General features: G+C 75.2%; 2 protein-coding genes. Both read left to right on the top strand.

From position 1 onward, the window contains the following. Nucleotides 1-7 precede the first annotated feature (7 nt). Nucleotides 8-670 (top strand): class F sortase, encoded by a 663-nt coding sequence (locus AB0I76_RS28565; protein WP_357041838.1) that lies wholly within the window; start codon nucleotides 8-10, stop codon nucleotides 668-670. Between the two features lie 132 nt (nucleotides 671-802). Beyond that, nucleotides 803-1,978: a cysteine desulfurase family protein gene (locus tag AB0I76_RS28560; protein WP_357041835.1), complete on the top strand. Its 1,176-nt coding sequence runs from the start codon at nucleotides 803-805 to the stop codon at nucleotides 1,976-1,978. The last annotated feature ends 66 nt before the right edge of the window (nucleotides 1,979-2,044 follow it).

Raw genomic sequence — 2,044 nt, 5'->3', positions numbered from 1 at the left:
GTCGCAAGTGACGGTGCGCAACCGCGGCGCGCTGGCGGCCATGGCCGCCGGCGTTGCCGCGCTCACCGTCGCCGCGCTGGTGGCGTGCGGCTCCCAGCCGGCCGGGAACGTCGGGTCGGAGGAGGCCGAGGACCTCGCCACCACCAGCCCGAGCCCGACCCCGACGGCCGCCGGTCCGGCGGTCCCCGTCGCCAAGGGCGAGCTGCCCAGCGGTGCGGAGACCGTGCCGCCGACCAAGCTGGTCATCCCGGGAATCGACGTCACGGCCACCGTGAACGCCGTCGGGATCAACCAGAAGACCGACGAGTTCGAGGTGCCACCCAGCGTCGACCAGATCGGCTGGTACCGCTACGGCCCCGGCCTGGAGGCGAAGACCGGGTCGGTGGTGATCGCCGGTCACGTCGACAGCGCCACCCAGGGCAAGGGCGCGTTCTTCCGGCTGAAGGAACTCGACCAGGGCGACACCATGACGGTGACCGGCAGCGACGGCAGGGCCCGTACGTACCGCGTCGTCGCCCGGGAGGAGTACCAGAAGACGAAGATCCCGCTGGAACGGTACTTCGCCCGGGACGGCAAGCCCCGTCTCACCCTGATCACCTGTGGTGGCCCGTTCGACGCCGAGGCCCGCAGGTACCGCGACAACATCGTGGTCACCGCGGTGCCGGCGTGAGTTTCCCGACGCGCCCGTCGGCTGCCCGACCTGCCGGCTGACGTGGCCGCGCCGAGCCGGGGCGGGAGGAGACGCTTCCGCCCCGGCTCCGGCGTCCGGTGGGCGGCACCCCGGCCGTTAGGCTGAACCGTGATGGCATACCTGGATCACGCGGCGACCACTCCGATGCTCGACGAGGCACTGGAGGCGTACGTCGCCACCGCTCGCGAGGTCGGCAACGCGTCCTCCCTGCACGCGTCGGGCCGTCGTGCCCGGCGGCGGGTGGAGGAGTCGCGGGAGCGGGTGGCCGCCGCGCTGGGGGCCCGGCCCTCCGAGGTCATCTTCACCGGGGGCGGCACGGAGAGCGACAACCTCGCCGTCAAGGGCATCTTCTGGGCCCGCCGCGCGGCCGACGTCCGCCGTACCCGGGTGGTCTCCAGCGCCGTCGAGCACCACGCCGTGCTGGACGCCGTGGACTGGCTGACCGGCCACGAGGGCGCGGAGGTCGGCTGGCTGCCGGTCGACGCCGCCGGCCGGGTGAGCCCCGACGACCTGCGCGCCGAGTTGGCCGCCCACGGCGAACGGGTCGCCGTGGTGACGACCATGTGGGCCAACAACGAGGTCGGCACCCTCCAGCCGGTCGCCGAGTTGGCGGCCGTCGCCGCCGAGCACGGCGTGCCGTTCCACACCGACGCGATCCAGGCCGTCGGGCAGGTGCCGGTCGACTTCGCCGGCAGCGGGGTCTCCGCGCTGACCGTCACCGGGCACAAGCTCGGCGGGCCGACCGGCGTGGGCGCACTGCTGCTCGCCCGCGACGTGGCGGCCACGCCGCTGCTGCACGGCGGCGGCCAGGAACGGGACATCCGCTCGGGCACCCTCGACACCGCCGGCATCGTGGCCTTCGCGGTGGCGGTGGAGGCCGTCGTGAAGGGCCAGCAGGAGTACGCGGCCCGGGTCGCCGCCCTCCGCGACGACCTGGTCGAGCGGGTCCGCGCGGCGGTGCCCGAGGTCATCTTCAACGGCGACCCCACCGAGCGGCTGCCGGGCAACGCGCACTTCTCCTTCACCGGCTGCGAGGGCGATGCGCTGCTGCTCCTGTTGGACGCGCAGGGCATCGCCTGCTCGACCGGCTCGGCCTGCTCGGCGGGGGTGGCGCAGCCCTCGCACGTGCTCCTGGCGATGGGTGCCGACGACGACCGGGCCCGCTCCTCGCTGCGCTTCACCCTCGGCCACACCAGTACGGGCGCCGACGTCGACGCCCTGATCGCGGCCCTACCGGCCGCGGTGGAACGCGCCCGCCGAGCCGCCTCCCTCCGCACCCCCCGCTGACCCCCCACCCCCCACCCCCCCCCCCCCCCCCCCCCGCCCCCCCCCGCCCCCCCCCCCCCCCCCCCC

Source organism: Micromonospora sp. NPDC049799 (assembly GCF_040656655.1).
Lineage (GTDB): Bacteria > Actinomycetota > Actinomycetes > Mycobacteriales > Micromonosporaceae > Micromonospora.
Note: the sequence above shows the minus strand (reverse complement) of the source record. Positions and strands in the feature narration are given on the sequence as shown.

What these genes read in the sequence shown, in the direction of transcription:
- AB0I76_RS28560 (WP_357041835.1), top strand. Translation starts at nt 803, where the DNA reads ATGGCATACCTGGATCACGCGGCGACCACTCCGATGCTCGACGAGGCA.